General features: G+C 69.1%; 12 protein-coding genes. 3 read left to right on the top strand and 9 right to left on the bottom strand.

The features are described 5' to 3' along the window. Nucleotides 1-193 precede the first annotated feature (193 nt). Nucleotides 194-403, top strand: a complete 210-nt coding sequence (locus KY661_RS35105) for a hypothetical protein (protein ID WP_225414342.1) — start codon at nt 194-196, stop codon at nt 401-403. 212 nt (nt 404-615) lie between these two features. On the opposite strand, the gene KY661_RS35110 is transcribed toward KY661_RS35105, so the two are convergent. From KY661_RS35110 to KY661_RS35130, 5 genes are all read right to left on the bottom strand, one after another. Continuing rightward, the gene (locus tag KY661_RS35110) at nt 616-1,884 is read right to left on the bottom strand and encodes a hypothetical protein (RefSeq protein WP_225414343.1); all 1,269 of its coding nucleotides are present in this window, start codon (nt 1,882-1,884) and stop codon (nt 616-618) included. A 65-nt stretch (nt 1,885-1,949) separates the two neighbouring features. Continuing rightward, the gene (locus KY661_RS35115; RefSeq protein WP_225414344.1) at nt 1,950-3,683 is read right to left on the bottom strand and encodes a HEAT repeat domain-containing protein; all 1,734 of its coding nucleotides are present in this window, start codon (nt 3,681-3,683) and stop codon (nt 1,950-1,952) included. 295 nt (nt 3,684-3,978) lie between these two features. Beyond that, complete coding sequence (locus KY661_RS35120) at nt 3,979-5,463, bottom strand: ADYC domain-containing protein (protein WP_225414345.1); 1,485 nt, start codon at nt 5,461-5,463, stop codon at nt 3,979-3,981. 141 nt (nt 5,464-5,604) lie between these two features. Next, the gene (locus tag KY661_RS35125) at nt 5,605-9,465 is read right to left on the bottom strand and encodes an nSTAND1 domain-containing NTPase (RefSeq protein WP_225414346.1); all 3,861 of its coding nucleotides are present in this window, start codon (nt 9,463-9,465) and stop codon (nt 5,605-5,607) included. Then, nucleotides 9,462-11,174: a sigma 54-interacting transcriptional regulator gene (locus tag KY661_RS35130; protein ID WP_225414347.1), complete on the bottom strand. Its 1,713-nt coding sequence runs from the start codon at nt 11,172-11,174 to the stop codon at nt 9,462-9,464. The genes KY661_RS35125 and KY661_RS35130 overlap by 4 nt, the downstream gene beginning before the upstream one ends. A gap of 210 nt (nt 11,175-11,384) precedes the next feature. Here KY661_RS35130 and KY661_RS35135 point away from each other — a divergent pair, with 210 nt between their 5' ends. Further along, nucleotides 11,385-12,164: a 2OG-Fe(II) oxygenase gene (locus KY661_RS35135; RefSeq protein ID WP_225414348.1), complete on the top strand. Its 780-nt coding sequence runs from the start codon at nt 11,385-11,387 to the stop codon at nt 12,162-12,164. Between the two features lie 9 nt (nt 12,165-12,173). On the opposite strand, the gene KY661_RS35140 is transcribed toward KY661_RS35135, so the two are convergent. The 4 genes from KY661_RS35140 to KY661_RS35155 all read right to left on the bottom strand — a co-directional run bounded on the left by KY661_RS35140 (nt 12,174) and on the right by KY661_RS35155 (nt 18,432). Next, entirely contained in the window at nt 12,174-12,995 is an 822-nt protein-coding gene (locus tag KY661_RS35140) for a methyltransferase domain-containing protein (protein WP_225414349.1), read from the bottom strand. 65 nt (nt 12,996-13,060) lie between these two features. Next, nucleotides 13,061-13,810, bottom strand: coding sequence for a hypothetical protein (locus KY661_RS35145; RefSeq protein ID WP_225414350.1), 750 nt, complete (start codon nt 13,808-13,810; stop codon nt 13,061-13,063). Between the two features lie 68 nt (nt 13,811-13,878). After that, nucleotides 13,879-15,543, bottom strand: a complete 1,665-nt coding sequence (locus tag KY661_RS35150; RefSeq protein ID WP_225414351.1) for a TPR end-of-group domain-containing protein — start codon at nt 15,541-15,543, stop codon at nt 13,879-13,881. 162 nt (nt 15,544-15,705) lie between these two features. Beyond that, entirely contained in the window at nt 15,706-18,432 is a 2,727-nt protein-coding gene (locus tag KY661_RS35155; protein WP_225414352.1) for a hypothetical protein, read from the bottom strand. 259 nt (nt 18,433-18,691) lie between these two features. Between KY661_RS35155 and KY661_RS35160 the strand changes: the two genes are divergently transcribed. After that, complete coding sequence (locus KY661_RS35160; RefSeq protein WP_225414353.1) at nt 18,692-19,342, top strand: sporulation delaying protein family toxin; 651 nt, start codon at nt 18,692-18,694, stop codon at nt 19,340-19,342. Nucleotides 19,343-19,353 lie beyond the last annotated feature (11 nt).

Raw genomic sequence — 19,353 nt, forward strand, 5'->3', positions numbered from 1 at the left:
ACCCAGGCGCCTTGTCTCGGGCGCTTCGCCCCCTGAGAACGAAGCACCTCTGAACGAACTTTCTTCCGATGGCTTAGAGGTTTCGCACCGCCCGGCGCGGGTTCGATTCCCGCCGCCTCCATCCCGAGAAGCCCAGCAATCTTAACGGGTTGCTGGGTTTTTCTTTCTCGCGGGCGCGATCAAGATTTTCACGGTGCCGGTGGTGCTTGGAGGTGGCAAAAAGCTGTTCGCGGACGGGTCAGCGCCGCACAGCTATAAGCTGATCCGTTCTCGCGTCTCAAGCACGGGGCTCATGCTCGCGCACGATGAGCGGGGCGGCGAGGTCAAGATCGCCGACACGGCGCTCGACAACCTGAGCAAAGCTGAAGCCGCGCGGCAGGAGCGGATGAAGCGCGAGGGCTGATGCTAGAGCGTGAAGCTCGTGAGGCGGCGGCTCATGTCGCTGGCGATGGCGCCGAAACCGTCGGAGCATAGGAACAATCTCGGAGAAGGCCCAGGCTCAGTCCTTGATGCTCAGGTTTTGGGGTGGGCCCCCGCGCCGGGACCCGCCTCCCAGGCTGTGTGGGCAGCCGGCAACCACCTGCCCGAACGGGTGGTTGCCGAAGCCTACGGGCGCTACGGCATCGTGGCCAGGGCCGTCAGGGCGGAGGGCTCGGACGGCGCGACGCCTGGGCAGATTCCCAGCGGATACGAGTTGGACGCGCTGAAGAGCGTGTCGCTCACGGAGATCCCGGCCCAGTTGGCGATCGTCACGTACCAGGTCTTCTTGATGAACCAGAAGATCGTCACCTTGGCGAAGAGCTTCAGCTGGCCCGACAGCGTGGTCAGGATGCGCTTGGAGCTGAGCTTGTAGGAGAGGGCCGTGCAGGCCGGCCAGGTGAGCTCGGCAACCGCCGGCGTGGAGATGTTGATGAGCTTCAGATCTCCCTGGACACCGAAGGAGAAGATGACGACGTTGACGGCCACCGAGGCCGTCACGGCGACATTGCCACCCGGGGTCATGTTCAGCTTGGCCTCCGTGGCGCTGACTTTCCCGGTGAGGTTCAGCTTCACCCCGCCCGCGAGGGATGCCGTGACCGTCATGGGGACAGGGCCGACCATGAAGGACCTGGAGGCCGTGAAGAAGGAGCGGGTGGCATCGGGCGGGGCCGCGGAGAAGGTGCCAGACAGGCTCTTGTCGTAGATCTGCTGACCCATGGTGTACAGCCGCACCGTGCCGCTGGTGCTGCCGCCCTGTCCGGCCACATCCGCGCGGGCCCGAATCACATCCTCGGTCCTCTTGAACGCCATGGCGCTCACCTTGCCCTCCACATACGCTTGAACCTTCTTGGCGGTGGTGGAGGTGGACTCCGTGGCCTTCACGAAGGTGTCAACGAAGTAGCTCGCGCCGAAGAGCTTACCGCCAAAACCCTTCTTGATGTAATAGCGCGCGCTGAATGCTGCGGGGGCCAGGGTCTTGTTGAAGTCCTGTGGCTGCATCTGGAACTGGGGCGGGGGCGGCTGGCCATTCTCCTCATAGACCTCCACATCGGGCGGGGCCTCCTCCCGGCTGGCTTCTGGAATCGTGGGCTGGATGATGGAGATTTCCGTTACCCCATCGGTGTCCGTGCTGCGCCGGCCGCCCGTGATTCTCAGCTCATCGAGGATGATCGCCTCCTGCTCCTCCGGGGTGTACGGGTAGCGGGGGCTGTAGACGAAGCTGGACTCCCAGCTGTAGTTGTTTTCCAGCGTGTATCCGTCTGGGTAGGCCACCACGGGGAACTTGGCTTCGACCTGGTAGACCTCCGGATCGTAGTACCCGTCTCCGGCGGTCTGGGCTCCGGCCAGGGTGGGAAGGACGAGCGCCAGGGCGGCGCTCAGCGTGCGGGTGATGAAACGGGACATGGACTGCCTCTTTCGTGTTGGGGGTTACAAAGACAAACGGTTTGGGACAAGCCACACCGCGCGGCTCAGGGAGCCCGCGCGCTGAGGAAGGTGAGGGCGGTGTTGCGAAGGCTGGGGTTGGGCTCGTTCTGGCTGCTCCACTCGAGGAGGACGCGCGCCCCGGGCGTCACGGGAAGCTGGCCCCCGGCGAGGGTGATGATCTCCCGGCGGACGAGATCCGAGGGGTCCAGGCGCAGGGCCTGGGCGAGCGCTGGCAGCAGCGGCGTGAGGGGGCGGAAGCTGCTGGCGAAGACGGCGCTCTGGCGCACCTCGGCGGTGGCGTCCTGGAGGAGAATGGACGACAGCAGCTGGTCGGCGCCCGGGGCGGGCATGCCGCGCAGGGCCTCGACGGCGGCGGAGCGCACCGCCGGGGAGGGGGATGCGAGGGCCGACTGAAGGGTGGGCAGCGCGCTGGGGTTGCGGGTGTTGCCCAGGGCGCGCAGCACCAGGGTCTGCTGTTCGGGCTGGCCCGTGGCGTGGTAGGCGCTGCTCAGCTCGTGGACGAGTGTCTCGGCATCGCGTGCCTGGCCTGGGCCCATCTTCATGGCGGCGTTGCCCAGGCCCAGGGTGGCGGTGCTGGCCAGCTCCGGGTCGGCGCCGTGCGACAGCGTGCGCAGCGTGGTGACGCCTTCTGCGTTCGGGGTGGAGGCCATGCCCAAGGCCGCCACGGCATCCAGGCGCACCGTCCCCGCGAGGGCGCCGTCCTCGGCGATGCGGGAGAGCGCCTGGAGGCACTCCGGGGTGCTGGCGGCCGAGAGGGCGCCGAGCAGGGGGCTGGCGGCCTGTGGCTCCATGCCCGCGCTCAGCGTGGCGTGGACGAGGAGGGCCTGGCCAGGCTCCAGGAGAAAGAGGGCCCTCAGCTGCTCCAGGGCCCGGGTCCGCGCGCTGTCGCGCTCCTGCTCGTTGGAAGGCAGGGCGTGAAGGTCCTTCACCAGCGCATCGAAGGTCTTTCCCGCGAGCACCTGGCGCAGCGCCACCCGGGGGTCCTGCTCCTGGCCCTGGTAGCTGGCCAGCGGCAGGGTGACGAGCCGGCCCCGGCGCGCGTCGAGCGCGCCCAGCAGGGAGCTGTCCTGGCCGCGGCCCTTGAGAGCGAGCTCCACCTGAAGGGAGCTGACGGCCTTGATCAGGGAGGGCCCGGAGTCCACCTCCAGGTGCTCACGGGCCTGGAGGGCGCTGGGCCAGAAGTCCTCCCCCACCTCGAAGGTGGTGAGGGCGCTGACGCTCACGCGGGGGCTGTCTTCCAGCGGGTGGAGCCCCTCGGGGGTGGCCAGGTGCGAGTAGGCCAGCTTGGACTTCTCGAAGCGCGAGGCGCTCTTGCGGGTGTACCGGGCGGAGTAGCGGCCCGTGGTGTCCATCTCCTCGGTCTGCCAGGTGAGGTGAGAGGGGCCAGTCCACACAAGCTGGGTGGCCGCCACGGTGGCGCGCAGCAGGCCCTGCACGAGAATGTCGGTGCCAGGCTCGAAGTGGACGAGCTGCACGGCGCCCGAGCCGTTCAGGGTGATGAAGAAGGGCTGGGCCAGGCCGGCTTCGAAGGTGCGCCGCACCTCGGGGGCAAGCACTTGCTCTCCTTCCAGGCTCACTTCGGAAGAGGAGGGCACCAGCTGGACGCGGGCGTGGACCTGCGCGCCTTCCACCGAGACGATGCCGACCCGCCACTCTCCCCGGAGGTGGAAGCGCATGCCCGGGGGCGTCTGGGCTCCGGGCTGGGACGGGACGGAGGAAACCTCCTGAGTGGAGTCCAGCGCGTAGCGGTACTGCATGCCCGGCACCCAGGCACGGGTGCTGTCCGGGCGCTTCTGGGGGGAAAGGGGCGCCGCCAGGGCGGGCGCTGCGTGCGTGGAGGCGCTGGAGGCCGGGCTCCCGGCCTGCGGGGGCTCCGGGGGGGAGAGGGGCTCTTGCGTCAGGGCGATTGCCCCGGCGGCAATTCCTATCAAGAACAGGGGGAGAGAGAGGAGGAGGTGTTTTCTGGGCATGACGGCTCCCTGGGACGGGCAGTCCCCAAGTCATTCAGTGCGGTTGGGTTGGGTTTGAAGACAGGCGGACAGCCTGTGCCGTTCACGGCCCGGAGTTGTATTGGGACTCGTTGAAGAGCTTGAGGGTGCTTTGGTAGGCCAGCGCTTCCTCCGCCGAATTACAGACGGTGGCGCACAGCCTTCCCGTGGAGAATTCCCGCTCCTGGCCGGGAGGGCACTGCGCCCCTTGGCCGCCGGGGACGATCCAGCTGGGGGCCACCAGGGGACAGTGGGCCGGCAGGGGCTTCAGGCTCTCCCAGCGGGTCTTGCTCAAGCAGACCGCGCCGGTGGGGCTCCAGCCCGCCTCGAAGAGCGGCGTGGCGGCTCCCGGGGTGAGCGGGCGGATGGCCTTGGGCAGCAGGTCCCACGGGTGGATGGGGGTTCCGTCCTCGGTATAAGGGGTGCCGTTGCCGCAGTAGTCCGCCCTGGCCATCCGCGTGCAGGCCACGTGGAGCTCCTGCATCATCTGTGGCTCATCCAGGTCCTGCGGCGGCAGCCAGGGCTTGTATCCCCAGCGGTAGCACTTGGCGATGACGCCGGTGTCGCAGCCAAAGGTAAAGCGGTTCGGTGCGTTGTCTTTGCGCTCGCCGCTGGACGGATGGAAGACGCCCTTCATCGGGACGGCCCACATCCCGTTGGGATGGTCCGCATCGGAAGGGCACACATCCTCCTGGGCGCCTCCGGGCACCGGGCTCGTCAGCCGGTAGAGGAAGGTGTCGCCTGTGGCATCCCAGGCCTTGCCGGCCGCGGTCTGCACCTGGGAGGCGTTGACCACGTCGCCGATGGACACCCACGTGTCCTCCTCACCCCGCTGCACCTGGAGACGCGCGCCGATCATCTCCAGGCCGCGCACCACACGCTTGCCGGGGAGGGCTCCGCTGCTGGGAACCGGTGTCATCCCCCAGTCCATGGGGGGCTGGGCAGGGCCCGCGAGCACGTTGTAGACACCGCTCGAAGGGCAGGTGAAGGGGGCCATCGGGCTGGGAGTGGCGCAGGCGTTCTCCGCCGAGGTGAGGCGCGAGGGGCTGAGGTGCTCACAGGGCTGGGTGCCCGCGCAGACGCGCACCACCGGCTGTCCCCAGCAGGAGGTGGCGCCGCCGCTGCTCAGCTTCACGCTGGTCCCCGGGGTGCACGTTCCCACGCCCACGGACGTGAACCCACAGGAGCGCGTGCTTCCCTGGGTGATGTCCTTGCACGCCAGCAAGCTCGGCGTCGAGCCGGTGAGCGTGTGGGGCACGGTGCCGACGAGCTCCCCCTTCTCCAGGTGCAGGTCCGCGATGAGTTGGGGGCCGAGCGAGGCCCGGAGGAAGGAGGCGCTCACCAGGTTCGAGCCATGGAGCTGGGTGCCTTGCATCGGCCAGCCATCCGCTTCGGAAGGAGGGGCGCTTTGTTGTGCCGCTGCGTGCGTGCTCAAGGAGAGGGCTGCGTCTTCAGGCGCCGCCATGCCGCCACAGGCGCCCAGGCCGCCCATCCACCAGAAGAAGTGGAACAGCGGGCGCCGGACCTTCATCGCGAGAGTTCCGTTCATGCCGTCTTGCCAAAGCATCCGCCGTGCCACGGAGGGAAGATGCCCCAGTGCCTCGGCATGAGGGGGCGTTGGCCCCGTTCCGGGGGCTCCACCGGCAAGCTTGGTCGGCAAACCTTGCCGCTGACCGGCTGCTGTTGCCGCTCACCGCCCCCGAAGGGTGGCGCACAGGCGCAATCCGATGAGGGGATCCCTCTGGGTGGGCTCCATGGGCTCGCGGTTGGCGCTCTGACTGCCCAGCTCGAGCTGGAACCAGCTTCCCCCCCGGATGACGGGCTGTGTCATGGCCTCGTCCGAGAGGGTCCACTCCCACACGTTGCCGGCCATGTCCTCCACACCGAACGGGCTGCGCGAGCGGGGGTGGCTGCCCACCTCATCCGGGCCGAAGCCGAGGGGCTCCCGCCCATACGTCACGTCGATGTTGGCATCGTCCGGTCCGAGCCGGTCTCCCGAGGGGAACAGCCGGCCGTCCGCTCCCCGGGCGGCATGCTCCCATTCCCGGCCCGTGCACAGCCGTGCGCCCGGGAGGCGGCCCGTGGAATCCAGCCACGCCGTGTAGGCCCGCGCGTCCTCGAAGGAGATGGCCGACACCGGGAAGCGGCGCCAGTCCTGCACCGCCCGGCGGTCGCGCCGGCCATACCGGATGGGCTCGCCCTCCCACGCCGAGTAGGTGCCCGAGGTGGGCCGCAACGTGAGGTGCCAGCGTCCTTTCTTTTGTTCCAGCACCACGCCGCTGCGCGCCCCGCGCGTCCCAGGCAAGCGGCGGGCCCGCTCGTCCGTGGGCAGGGCCTCGAGGAAGGCCATCCAGTCCGCGAACGTCACCTCGTGGCGGGCGATGAGGAAGCCCTTCGTCTCCACCTCATGCAGCGGCACCGTGTTGAAGAAGGTGCGCCGCAGCCCTTCGTCCGCGCTGCCCTGAAGGAAGCGTCCCGGGGGCACGTAGAGGAAGCCTTCGGGCACGGCCTCCGCGGGGGGCACCTCCAGTGCCAGCGCCCGCGTTTCGCCTGGGCGGAGCAGCAGGGAGACGCGCACGTCCGCCCGGCCTGGGGTCTCCAGCCGCAGCAGGTGCGAGCCGGTGGGCAGCGCCACAGCGTCCAGTGGGGCCGAGCCCAGCTCCCGCCCCGCCCCTTCTGGCTCGCCGGGCGCCAGGAGCCACACCCGCGCCCCCGGAGGCTGGGTCCTCACGGACAGGCGCGCGGGGGCCTCCAGCCGGCGCCGCCGCTCGCCCGAGGCATCATGGGCCGCCAGGCGCGCCATCAGCTCCTCCCGCTGCTCCCAGCGGCCCTCCCGCGAGGCCAGGGAGACGCGCTCGGCGAGCAGGTCCGCCAGCAGGGCTCTCACCTCTCCGCGGTTGGGCTCCACGCTCCACACGGCCTCCAGCGCGCTGGTGGCCCGCGCGTAACCCGAGTCTGCCGCCTGGTCTGCCTCCCGCGCGCGGGCCCACACGGCCTCCGCGTCCTCCCCCCGGCCCGGAAGGCCGAAGAGGTGGAAGGACTCCTGCCGCAGCCGCCCGGCGTCCTCCGCGTGCCGCTGGGCCTCGGCCCACTGTGCCCGCACACCGGTGAGGCGCTCCGCCACCACGGCCTCGAGCCGCGCCCGCGCCTGGAACCGCACCGCCCCCACCCCCGCGAGGACTCCCACCGGCACCGCCACCACCAGCGCCCAGCGCCGAAGCCGCCGCCCCCGTGCCGCGCGCCGGGAGCGGGTGAGGAACTCGGTCTCGCGAGGCCCGGGAGGGATGACTCCCGCCGCGGCGGTCTCGGCCAGCCGCCGCTCCTGGAAGAGCAGCTCCGCGGGGGCTCCCAGGCGTTCCCACTCGGCGGCGGCACGCTCCAGCCGTTGGGTGGCCACGCGGCGCAGCTCATCGTGCCCGAGCCACCCCCGCAGGGTGTCCCAGCCCGTGAGGAGGCTCTCGTGGGCCAGCTCGTAGCGGCCCTCACCCCCTTCGGTTTCACTGGCCAGCAGCAGCCGTCCGCGCACCAGTCCCTCCAGCACGGCACGCCCTTCGGCGTCCCCCCCGCCCGAGAGCAGCTCGGCCTCGGTGCGCCGTGCGCGCGTTCCTTCGGGGGTGACGAGCTTCAGCAGCAAGGTGCGCGCCCGGGAGCGCTCTTCCGGCCGCAGCCTGGCCACCACCGCGTCCGCGTGCCGGGCCAGGGCGCCCGCCAGCCCGCCCAGGGCCTCCAGCGCGGCCGCGGGCAGCATCTGCCGCTCCAGGTCGCGGGCCTCCCACAGCTCGGCCAGGGTGAACTGGAGCAGCGGCAGCCCTCCGTCCTCGCGTGCCGCGGCGGCCACCAGCCCGTCCACCATGGCCTCGGACTCGAAGCGCACCCCGAGCGCCTGGGCGGGGGCGGTAATGGCTTCGCGCAGCCCCTGAGGGGAGAGGGCTCTCAGCAAGTGCAGGGCGCGTGGCAGCTCATCGCCCAGGCCGGGGAGCGCCATGAGGCGGGTCAGACAATCACTGCGCGCGGTGGCCAGCACGCGGGCGCGGGGGGCCCGGCGGATGATGAAGGCGAGCTCCTCGGCGAGCCGGGCCGCCTCGCCGGGAGGGCAGAAGGTGACGAGCTCCTCCAGTTGGTCCACGAAGAGCAGGATGCGGGGAGCCTCCGCCGGACGCTGGCGCCAGAGGCGCGCGAGGCCCCCCGGCTCTGCCCCGGGCTGCACCCGCTCCAGCAGGGCAGAGGCGGGCTCGTCCAGCACGGGCGCGAGCGCCTCCACGAGCGCTTCCAGGGGACGCAGGCCCGGAGAGAAGGCCGCCACCTTCCAGGGCACCTCGCCGGTGTCGAGCCCGGATTCGGCCACGGTGGGGAGCACGGCGGCACGGCACAGCGAGGACTTGCCCACCCCCGAGTCGCCTGCCACCAGGATGAAGGGGTCGGCGCGGAGCCTGTCGAGCAACTCCCGCAGCGCGGCGTCCCGGCCGAAGAAGACGCGGCGGTGACCGGCGTCGAACGGCTGGAGGCCCCGGTAGGGATTGCCAGCGGGCAGGGGCCCCGCTCCGGTGGGGAGGGAGAGGGCCTCCATCGCGTCACGCAGCGCATCGCCGGATTGGAAGCGCAGGGAGGGCTCCTCGGCGAGGCAGCGGTCCACCACGGCGGCGAACCCCGGGGGCAGGCTCAGGCTGAATCCGGCCAGGGGACGGGGGCGTTGTTCCCGCACGGCGCGCGCGAGTTGAGAGAGGGGGACGTCCTCGTAGGGCGCATGGCCGGTGGCGAGCTCGTAGAGGAGTACCCCGAGTGCGTAGACATCGCTGGCGCGGCTGGCGGGCTCTCCGCGCCACAGCTCGGGGGCGAGGTAGAGCGGGGTGCCCGAGGCGCCCGCGTCTTCGGGCGGGGTGGGGGGCGTGGGGGCTTCCGCCTGCGTGGGGACGCTGGACTCCGGGGGAGGCGCTGACACGGGAGGCGGGCGGCCCAGCAGCGGACGCGTCTCGCGGCTGGGGGCGAGGGGGCGGGTTTCCCGCTCCAGCGGCACGGGGGCGGGAAGGGGAGCAACAGGCCGGGTGGCCTGGGCGGCCGGGGGCTCCAGCAGCTCCGCGAGCCCAAAGTCCAGCAGCTTCACCTCTCCATCCTCGGAGAGCACGGCATTGGCGGGCTTGATGTCGCGGTGGAGGACGCCACAGCGATGGGCCGCGGCCAGCCCGCGCGCCAGGCCAATGCCGATCTGGAGCACCCGGGGGCCCTCCACGGGCAAGGCCAGCCTGTCCAGCGGCGTGCCCCGGATGAACTCCGAGACAAGGTAGGGCTGGCGATGCACCTCGCCCACCCGGTGAATGGCCACCACGTTGGGGTGCTGGAGCCGGGCAATCGCGCGGGCCTCCTGGAAGAAGCGCGCCCGGAGGGCTTCGTCCAGGGGGGCCTCCCCGGAGGTCACCACGAACTTCACCGCGACCAGCCGGTCCAGCAGCGTGTCGTGGGCGAGGTACACCTGCCCCATGGTGCCGCGGCCGAGCGGCTGGCGCAGCCGGTACTCCTCGAACTCGCGTGGAGGTGTCCCTCCAGGCGCCTTCATGAGGACGGGGTTCCCCGCTGCGCCCCCCGTGCCGTCAGTCCGAACTGCCTCATCTTGAAGCGGAAGGTGCGAATGGGCATGCCGATGAGCGCGGCGGCGTGAGACTGCACGCCCTCGGCTTCCTGGAGCGCCTCTTCCATGCGCCGGCGCTCCAGCTCGCGGAGCTCTTCGGCGAGCGGCTTGCGCGGTGCGGGGGGTGGGGGAGCCCCGGCTGGGGCGCTGGTGGCCGGGGCGCCCGTGACACGCGTGGGCAGGTGGTGCGGTTCGAGCACGTCCCCGGTTCCCGCGGCGGCGGCGAAGTCCATGAGGTTGCGCAGCTCGCGCACGTTGCCGGGCCAGCGGTAGTGGGACAGCACCCGGAGCGTGTCGGCGGAGAGCATCATCTCCCGCCGGCCCAGGGCCTGGCAGGCCTGTGTGAGGAACGCGCGCGCCAGGAGGGAAATCTCCCTGGGCCGCTCGCGCAGGGGCGGCAGCAGCACGGTGGCGGCGCCGAGACGGAAGTAGAGGTCCTGCCGGAAGCGGCCGTCCTGCGCGTCGGCCTCGAGGTTCCGATGGGTGGCGGCGACAATGCGGATGTCGAGGGAGCGCTCGCGGGCCTCACCCAGGCGGGTGATGCGCTTGGTCTCCAAGACGCGAAGCAGCTTGGCCTGGACGGGCAAGGGCAGCTCGCCGACCTCATCGAGGAAGACGGTGCCACCATGGGCGCTCTCCAGGAGGCCCGTCCTCGGGGCCGCGGCGCCGGTGAAGGCGCCCTTGTCATGGCCGAACAGCTCGCTCTCCACGAGCCCCTCGGGAATGGCGGCGCAGTTGAGGGTGATGAAGGGCCCCGTGGAGCGGCGCGACCAGTGGTGCACGGCGAACGCGGCGTTCTCTTTCCCCACGCCCGTCTCGCCATTGACGAGGACGGGCAGCTCACTGGCCGCCAGCCGCCGGATGAGGGAGTAGAGGTGCACCATGGCCGGGTCGGCCAGCAGGAGGGAGCGCTCCCCCAGCGACAGCCGGGTGGCGCTGTCGGAGGCGGCCCGCAGCAGGCCCGGAGGGGCGCCGTCGGAGGCAGCCCGGGCGGCGGCCACGAGCGTGTCGGCATCGCAGCCATCGGTGGGGCACACCGCGTAGCCGAGGCGGGCACCCGGGCAGGCCACGGACAGTGCTTCCACCCGCTCACCGAGGTCCTCCTCTCCCGCGTCGCCGGACACCTCGGGCAGGAGCAACAGCAGGTGCCCGGCATCCATCCAACCGGCGGCCTCGGCGGAATGGAGCTCGTTGGCGCAGACGCTGTCCACGGCTTCCCGGTGGGTGCCCGGCTCGGGAAGGGCCAGGGAGAGCACGGCGAGGGGGCGGCCGTAGCGCAGGGAGCGCTCAACTTCCCCACGCAGGCGCTCCATCAGGGCGTCAGGCTCCAATGTGTGGCCGGTGGCTGCGGCGCGCGTGCTGGTGCGAAGCACGGCGACGACCGTTCCGAGCGTCACCACATCCCCGGATGCCAGGCGGCGAGCGCCCTCGACGCGCTGGCCGTTGACGAGCGTGCCGTTGTGGCTGCCGAGATCGATGATACGGACTTCGCCCCCCTGGAGGGCCAGGCGCGCATGGCGCCGGGAGACGCTGTCATCCCGCAGGCGCAGGCTGGCCTCGGCATCCCGGCCGATGAGCACCACGCCCGAGGTGGGCAGGGGGAAGCGAAACGACGATTCGCCTTCCAGGACGAGCAAGGATGCGCGCTCGTCCTCTCCCGGCGAGGGACCAGCGGCGAGGGGCCGGGTGGCCCGGGGACTGGGAGGAGGGGAGGAAGACATCGCTTCAGAGGCGCACGATGGCACGCCCAGGCCGGCCGGGGCAACGACGCCCCTGGCACCCGGAGGGGGGCCTCACCAGGTGCTCATGGCATCATCGAAGGCCGGCAACCCAGATGGAGATCTCCCGTGAGCGTCGCGACCCTCAATGAAGGCCCGTTGCTGGGGCCGAGCTTCTTCTTCTCCCGTACGGCGCTCCGCTCGCTCGCACTGGCCCATCGTGACACCTACGGCGCCGCGCGGCCCTATCCCCACGTTGTCATCGATGGCTTCCTGGGAGAGCGGCTGGCCTCCGGACTGGCGGGGGTCTTCCCGGGCGCAGCCGAGGCCAACTGGAAGCGGCGGGATCATCTGGAACAGGCGGCGCGCCTGGGACAGCTCCAGCGCAAGGCATTCGAGGATGTGCACGGAGCGCTCCGGCATCTGCTCTCGGAGTTTTCGAGCATGCCGTTCCTCGACTTCCTGGAGACGCTCACCGGCGTGCAGGGGCTCATCGCGGATCCGCATTTCCGGGGCGCCGGGCTGCACCTCACGCTGCGTGGGGGCCATCTGGCGCTTCACGCGGACTTCAACCGGGATCGCTTCCGCGCGCTCTTACGGCGGATCACCGTCCTCTACTACCTGAACCCCGGCTGGGAGCCCGCCTGGGGCGGCGACCTCGAGCTGTGGAATGCCAGCCTCTCCAGGTGCGAGACGAGAATCGCTCCGCTCCTCGATCGGCTGGTGGTGATGGCCCATGGCGATGACCACTGGCATGGGCACCCAGCCCCGCTGGAGTGTCCCGAGGGACGGGGCCGAGCCGCGCTCGCGGCCTACTTCTATACGGCGGAGGCGTCCCCGGACGCGCCCGAGGCCCACAGCGCCATCTGGGCGACGCCCAGAACGGAGGGAGGCCCTGGGAAGCCTTGAGTCCGGCCGTCACCCGGCAGGGTTGGGCTTTCGTCCCCACACTTGGAAGAACATGTGTGAAATCACGAGCACGTCTTCGCGCACCAGATGTGCCACGAGCTCGGCCATCAGGCCGTCCAACTCCTTGGCGTCGATCCTTCCGGCTTCGAGCAGCTCCGTGCGGATGTTCTGGATGAAGTGGACGAAGATCTCGCGGCGTGGATGACCCTTCGGATAGATGTGAATGAGGGGCCGGACCTGGATATCCGTCAGTCCGGCCTCGCGAAGCAGGCGGTGGGAGCGGCTGCCCACGAACAAGTCGACGCCGTGAGCGCGCGAGTGTGCCTGAAAGAGTTCGAAGAGACGATCCCACGCCGAGCAGGGCGGATCGCAGCGGTGTGGCAAGTAGTCGGCTTCGTGGCTGGCGACCACGCCGCCCGGCCGCGCCAGCGCCACCATCTCACGGACGATTTCCTCGGGCCGCGGGACGTTGACGAGCACGAGACGCGCGTGGACGAGATCGAATGAGCTGGGCGGCTGCCCCGTCGCGCGCGCATCCCCTTGAATCAGCTCCACGTTGTGCAGGCCCTGTTCGGCCACGAACGTTCGTGCGCGAGCGAGCGTGTCCTCACCGCGATCGAGGCCCACCACCGTGCCGGAGGAGCCCACTCGCGCGGAGAGGAGATCGAGCACGCCGCGCGGACCACAGCCCAGGTCGATCGCGCGGGCGCCTACAGGGAGGTCGAGTTGGTCGAAGAGCCAGCGCGTCTCCCCCGCCAGCTCTTGCGCCTGGCGAACCAGACGGCGCTCCTCCGCAGACTCATGGCCGAGCAAATAGAAATCCGTGTCCATGACCTATCCTTGAGTCAATCGTGAAGCTTCAGAAGAGGCGCTAGACTCCGGGTGTCCGGGCAGCGCTACGGAGCGCAGTAGGTGTCGCGCTGAATCAGCCCCGTCACGTTGACGGTGGAGCCAGCGCGGACGACGTACTCGCTGGCGCCCACGCGAGTCTCGGCATTGCACCAGTCATAGGTGTAGCCCAGGCCTGTCCATGGGTAATGAGGCTGCTGCCAGAAGCTGAAGCTGAACGCATAGTTGGCGTTCATCCAGTCCTTGTGCGCGTCGGTGGCCGAGGCTGGGAAGGTCAGGCCGCAGGAGGTGTCATCGATCTCCGCGTCCGGGCAGGGCCGGAACATGTCCTCCGGCTTGACCCACATCTCGACGATGTAGCTCGACGCGTCCTGCTCCGTCGCCGGAGGCAGGCCGAGGTACTGGTTGATGCGCGGGACAAGCTGTTCCGAAGGGACTGTCTTGCACAGCGCCTGGAGCTGGGGCGCGGGGGTGAGCCAGACCTCGGCCGGGAGGGTGTTGTCGCCCTGCGTGTAGCCGGTGGCGGTGGTCCAGGTCACCATGCGTACCGCTGTCCGCGACTCGTTCCAGATCAGCTTTGGGTTGGAGGGGGTGATGGCCCACAGGCCGTTGTAGATGTCCTCCGAGTCCGGCCCGGCGGCATCTCGCACCGCTGTGGCATAGGTCTGTGCGTCACAGACGAGCGGCTCGGGCGTACCGCCGTCCGGGTCCGGGGTGTCGTTGCCGCAGGCGGTAAGCGACAGCAGGGCGGTGGTGCCCACCAGCCAGTGCAGGCGGGGCAGGGGCTGCCAGTTCATGGGGAGATCCTTAGCGAGGGACAGCCCCGAGGTTACAGCAGCGCTACGAGGCGCAGAAGGTGTCTGGCTCAGAACGCTGGAGGGTACGAGAGCACCGCGTCGAGTGCCGCGTCGCGGCCCGTGCGGAAGTCAGCGAAGGTGGGTGGCGTATAGAGGTGTGGCGGAAGCCAGATGCGCTGGTCCTGGGGCCAGGAACTCTGCCAGAAGAGGTGCGAGACGTTGGCGACGAGCTTGCTGTAAGGCAACACCACCATGCTCTCCTCGCCAACGAAGTTCGGGCTCGAGCCCGTGGGCTCTCCGGCGAAGATCGCATCCGTGTAGCGCTCGATGTAGGTCGCCGTGTTCTGCGCCGCTGAGTAGGTTCTGCGGCCAATGATGACGAACAGCTTCCCGCGCTGGTTGATCTTCCGGTTGCTGATGAGTCCGCGCACGAGCGGTTGTGACAGGGCCGTGTTGCCGCCGTTGTTCCACCGCATGTCGATGATGAGCTTGCCAACGTCATTCTGTTCGATGAACTGGAACAGCCTCTCGGTGAATGACGCGAGCGGTTCCTTCTCGCCGTCGAGCACCGAGTTGAACTGGAAGTAGACCGCCTTGTGCTCGGGCAGATACTCGAACCAGTAGCGCTTGTTCATGCTCCGCAGGTAGAGCGGCGGCGTGCCGAGCGTCGAGGCGAAGTTCACCCAGGAGGGAGGGTTCGGGAGCTTGTTCCAGATGTCCGGCTGCGTGGTATCGGCCGTGGCCACCACGCTGCGCATGGCCCCTGAGAGGTCACGCACCGTGAGCGTCACTTGCCCGGAGCTTTTGATCAGCCCGGCGGCCTGGAGCAGAGCCAGGTTGCGCAGCATGTACGGCGTGCGTTGCTTGGGCCATACCGGGTTGCCGCGGTCACGGTTGACGTAGGGCGTTAACGCCTCGAGCACCTGGAGGGCCGGGCGCCCATCGAGTTCGAGCACCTGCGCGCCGAGCAGATCCTTGTGCTTCGGGTCGGCGGAGATCACGAACAGCCCCTCGTCGAACCAGTAGAACTGCATCGGGAGCATCGAGCGGAAGAACGGGTTCTCGCCGAAGTTGAGCACCGCCGTGTGGCCGTCATCGAGGAAGACCATCAGCTTCATGAGGCCGAGGATGACCTGCCCGTCGGTCAGCCGGGGAATGGCGCCGTGGAGCTCCCGCACCTTGGCGTCGAACTGCTCGCGCGTGACGGACCGGTGGACGTTGAAGCCCTTGCGGTGCGCCTCTCGCGCGAGCAGCGCGAGGTCGCTGCGCCATCCTTCGACGCGCGGCATGTTCGAGGCATCCGTCAGGCCGAGCATCTTCTTGAACCGGGGCTCCTGGCGCAGTGACTGGAAAGCCTCGTCTCGCGCGGCGAAGCCCAAGCTGGGAAAGCCCAGCGTGAGGGCCCGCTCGAGCGCCTGAAGCGCGAGCTCCTTCTTTCCCGCCAGCGCATGGCAGCGGGCGATGTTGTAGGCGGCCTTGGCTGGCAGGGGACCGCCGAGCGCGAGGGCCTTCTCATAGGCAGGGACGGCCGCCAGGTAGTCCGCGGCTTGGGAGTGGGCGTCTCCGAGCGCGTTCCAGAACTCGGGGTTGACCGGGTTTGCCTGGACGACACGCGCCCAGAGGTGTGCGGCCTCCTTCCACGCCTTCGCTGCGGTCTTTGCCTCGGCCTCCCGGAGGATCTCGGCGAACGAGGAACGCTCTGAAGACTCCTGTGCGGAGGCTCTCGCGGGCATGGCCCACACACCGGCACAGACGGCCAGGCAGAGCATCATGAACTTCGGGAGTGCACAGCTTCCGGGCATAAGAACCTCACAAGTTACGAAGTCCTTCGTACTACGAAGTTGTTCGTAATTTTGCAACATCCTCCACGCGGGCGTGGGCCGGTTGGGCTGCCGTCAGTTCTTGGCTTGCCGGGAGGAGCGCTTCGGCTCCTGGGTGACGAGCTCGAACGGATAGGTATAGGTCTTGAACCCGCCCTGGGGCCGGCTCACCTTCCACGCGCGCGCGGGCTCCTCGGTCTCGAAGTCGAGCCGGAAGCCGTCCGAGAAGTCCTTCCGTTCCTTCAGGGTGGCCTTCACGGACCTGCCTCCCGCCGAGAAGACCGTCGAGATGCCAGTGTTCTCCTGGCCCTCTCCTTCACCCAGGATGCTGATGCCCTCCGGCTCGATGCTCAGGACCCGGAAGCGGATTCCCCCCATCTCGATAGGGGCGTGCAGGCTCAAGGGGGCGTCGGGCGACACCTCGACGGTCTTGGGCAGGGAGAGCGAAAACTGTCCTTTGATCCGCGCGACGGGAACGTCCTCCATGCGGTCGGGGATGTAGTCATCGAAGAAGGTTCCCGTGATTTCATTGTGATAGATGTTGGCCGAGTCAAAAGAGATGGCCGTGCGCCAGGTCACCGGACCCATTCCGGAGCCCCAGACGCGGCGCTTGCCCCACTCGGTCTCCTCGTACGCCTCGAGGTCCGCGGGGCGCAGGCGCGTTCCGTCGGCGAAGTCGACCTCCTGGATCTCCAGCTCGAGCTTCGTGCCCATCCGCTGAAACTCTTGCATCAGGCCGCGCAACCGCATGATGCCGAGGTTCCCCTGGAACATCCCCTCCTTCCACAGGAAGATCTGGATCGGCGAGGCCACGGGGATCCGGCTGTTGATGACCTCCTCCTCGCGCTCCAGATAGCTCGCTACCCACTCCTGGGTCTGGGCAAGAGCGCCGGGAGCCAGGTACGTCTTCTCGTAGAAGTCCTGGGTGAGGGCCACCGGTGACGGGTCTTCTCCGGCCTCGTCCTCTGGCGCGTCCTCTTCGTCCTCGTTCTCCGGCGGCGGCGAGGCTGGAAAGGGAGGCTTGAAGGTGAAGGGGTGGGTCAGCGGTGTGGAGGCGTCCACCACGACCACCTCCAATTGCACCGGTCTGCCCTGGGTGCGCACCGTCAAGCCCTCGGAGGTGAACCAGCTCAGGATGGGCAGGTCGAAGAGCGAGCCCGAATCCGAAGACCACGTTTGGGTCTTGAGGTACTTGCCGTCCTGATTCAACGCACGCACCGCCAGGATCGTGGGGTAGGTCCCCTCGCCGTTCACCGCGAAGGTCAATCCCTGCTCGCCGCTCCCGGTGCCCTCCACGGACAGCGCGCCCTCGGGAAGGGCAAGCCGCGCCCGGGCGTAGGGAGGACGGAAGTCCATCTTGAGCGTCTTGACCCCCGTCGGGACGTTCTGGGTGACCGAGCCCTCGATGGCCGCCAGCTTCTGCGTGTCCACCCCTGGCTTGAAGGCGAAGGAGACGTGGCTGCGGACCGAGCTGTGATCCTCCCAGGCCTTGCTGAGGCTCTGCTTGGAGGAGAGCCCATTCTTCTCCCCCGCGAGCGGACCACAGAAGTGCCGGTCGGGCTCGGGGCTTCGGAGGGACACCTCCAGCATGGGCCGCTGCGAGAGAAGTGGCAGGTAAGGCGGGGGCAGACAGGACCGAGCCAACAAGCGCACGAAGTCGACCCCTGGCTGGTTGAGCCGGGCGCTCAGGGACTCGAAGGCGATGCTCAGCTTGCCGTTGCCTGCCAGCGGCAGGCCGGAGAGCCGGCACTCCTCGCTCGAGAGGGAGTAGAAGGCCTCGGGCGTGAGCGCCTGCTCATAGGCGAAGACCTCCTCGGGCTCGAGCACCTCTTCCTCGGTGAGGGCCTTCAAGTCCTCTTCCTTCAGGGGCTTCTGGGTCAGGGCCATCGACTGGCCGAGCTCCTCCGCTTGCTGCTGGAGTGCGTTCACGTCAAAGGTGAAGCGCAGCGAGCCCTCACCGGGCTGAAGCGTGACGGCCTTCTCCACCACGGCCTTCAGCGACGGCTCCGCGTTCGTCTTCTCCTCCCACAGGGCTTGCAGTTGCTTCGAGCCGTCCCCGGCCACGTCGAGCTCCGCCCACACCCCTCCGTTCTTGTCCGCTCGCAGCGACAGCGCCAGACTCCGGGCTTGCTGGGCCAGGTTCAATTGCTCCGCGATCATCTGCACCATGCCGGGAGCCAGGGCCTCAAGATAGGGCTGCACGCGGACGTCGGCCCGGCCGATCAACAGCGTCTCCATTTCCAGGCTGGGCTCCTGAGTGAGCCGCGCCGAGACCTCTGCCGCGAGCGCGGCGGGCACGAAGGCGAGGAGCCGATCGCCCCGGACCAGCCGCAACGGCGCTTCGCGGGCGCACGTCTCCGGGTCGATGAAGACGTAGTCCTCGCCCGAGGTGGCCTCGAGCACCTTCTGGGCCTCCAGGGCTTTGAGGGCCTGATCAGCCGGACCTTGGACGGCGAACACCCGGAAGGGCGCCACGTCCGCGTCCGTCTTCATGTGGCCCGAGGCGATGGACGAGAACGTCTCCAAGAACAGTTCCCGCTGCCAGTCAGGGATGTTCCCGGCCTTGAGCAGGTACTTCTCGGCCTTGTCGAGCCGGTCCTTCCCCTCGGCGGTGGAGCGGGCGGACTTGAGCAGCCGCAGGTTGAGCGCCACCGAGAATGCGACCCTGTCACTCGACACGAGGGTCAACAGCTGGTGGTCCGCGCTGGAGGGGAGGGCAGTGCGATAGAGAAATACACCGAGCAGCCCGAGCCCCAGCACGAAGGCGGTGCCGAGGGCGAGGAAGATCTTCTTCAAAGACAAGGCAAGCTCCCAAACGGAGTGGATCCGCTCAGGGTGTCACGCGCCACCGGAAAAAGTCGCACAGCTCCGGGCGATTTTGCGGAGGGGAGGCCTCGCAGATGCCGAGCCTCGCGCTGGAAATTTTTCCAGCAGGGGTACTTTTTTTTCATGAGACTGGTTGCGGTTCAAAAGAGTTTCATGGAGAATCAGGACAGATGCGCGTTCCCCCTTTAGGCCGTATCCCGCGGCCACACGCATCTCAACCCGGCGAGGAGAAAGCATGAAGCGTTCAGCCCCCAGGAAGTTCATCGCAGCGTCGATGGCGGCCCTTACCTTCACCACGTTCGGCGTGGGCTGCGGAGGCCCCATGGATTCTGGGGGCGACAGCCCCTCGTCCGTGGCCCGCCGCCAGGCCCTCACGGGCAGTGAGCTCTACAAGGGCATGGTCTTCGGCGTCGGCCCCGGCGCGGCGCAGTTCCAGGAGATCTGGGAGCGGGCGGACGTCAAGGCCCTCCTGGCGAAGCCGGGCGTCATGGAGCAGCGCGAGCTGGCCGCGACGCAGCTCATCGCGAAGATCTCCGAGCAGGACCCCACCTTCTTCGACCGCTTCTCGCGCGAGCTGCGCAGCGGCGAGCATCTGCGCATTGACCGGCTGCTCACGGAGACCAAGGAGAAGACCCACGCCGCCGCCTCCGCCCTTCGCAAGGAGGCCGGTCTGCCGGAGGACGTGAGCGCCCTCGCCCTGGAGCAGGTCGAGGCAGGCACCTGGCTCTACGTGGAGACCGCCGTGGCGGTGGTCATCGTCGCCCTGGCCACCATCCTCATCACCCAGATCGACGTGACGCCGGTGACCGAGGGCCCTCAGGCCAGCGCCCTGCGCCGTGACACGTGGGTGGACCTCCTGGCGAACAAGGCCTTCGACGCCCAGTAACGCCCGGATGC

Origin of the sequence: Allostigmatella hybrida, assembly GCF_020103775.1 — a bacterium.
In the GTDB taxonomy this organism is placed as follows: Bacteria; Myxococcota; Myxococcia; order Myxococcales; family Myxococcaceae; genus Hyalangium; species Hyalangium aurantiaca.